1 protein-coding gene is annotated in these 818 nt (G+C 52.2%); it reads left to right on the top strand.

Going from position 1 to position 818, the window contains the following annotated elements:
- A partial coding sequence (locus tag ONV78_RS31830; RefSeq protein WP_279508614.1) for an elongation factor Tu occupies window positions 1-818 on the top strand: 818 nt, incomplete at both ends.

Below are 818 nucleotides of genomic sequence, written 5' to 3'. Positions count from 1 at the left end.
CACGTAAACGTAGGCACCATTGGTCACGTTGACCACGGTAAGACTACTTTGACAGCGGCCTTGACCCGCGTGTGTTCTGAAGTTTGGGGTGGTCAGGCGGTAGCGTTTGACGGTATCGATAATGCTCCAGAAGAAAAGGCGCGTGGTATCACAATCGCGACTTCTCACGTTGAGTACGAATCCCCCATTCGTCACTATGCGCACGTTGACTGCCCTGGGCACGCTGACTATGTAAAAAACATGATCACCGGTGCGGCTCAGATGGATGGCGCTATTCTGGTTTGTTCCGCAGCTGACGGCCCTATGCCTCAGACTCGTGAGCACATCCTGCTGGCGCGTCAGGTTGGCGTTCCATACATCGTTGTGTTCCTGAACAAAGCGGACATGGTTGACGATGAAGAGTTGCTGGAATTGGTTGAGATGGAAGTTCGCGACCTGTTGAGCCAGTACGAATTCCCGGGTGATGACACTCCAATTATCGTTGGTTCTGCGCTGTTGGCGTTGGAAGGTAAAGACGATAACGGTATGGGAACCAGTGCTGTTAAGAAGCTGGTTGAGACTCTGGATGCGTATATCCCAGAGCCTGAGCGTGCGATTGACAAGCCGTTCCTGATGCCTATTGAAGACGTATTCTCTATCTCTGGTCGCGGCACAGTTGTGACTGGTCGTGTAGAGCGCGGCATTGTCAGAGTTGGTGAGGAAGTCGAGATTGTTGGTATCAAAGATACTACCAAGACTACCTGTACTGGCGTTGAGATGTTCCGTAAGCTGCTGGACGAAGGTCGTGCAGGTGAGAACGTTGGTGTGTTGTTGCGTGG

This window comes from Hahella sp. CR1 (genome assembly GCF_029813005.1).
Taxonomy (GTDB): Bacteria; Pseudomonadota; Gammaproteobacteria; order Pseudomonadales; family Oleiphilaceae; genus Hahella.
This window is presented reverse-complemented; position numbering and strand designations above follow the sequence as displayed.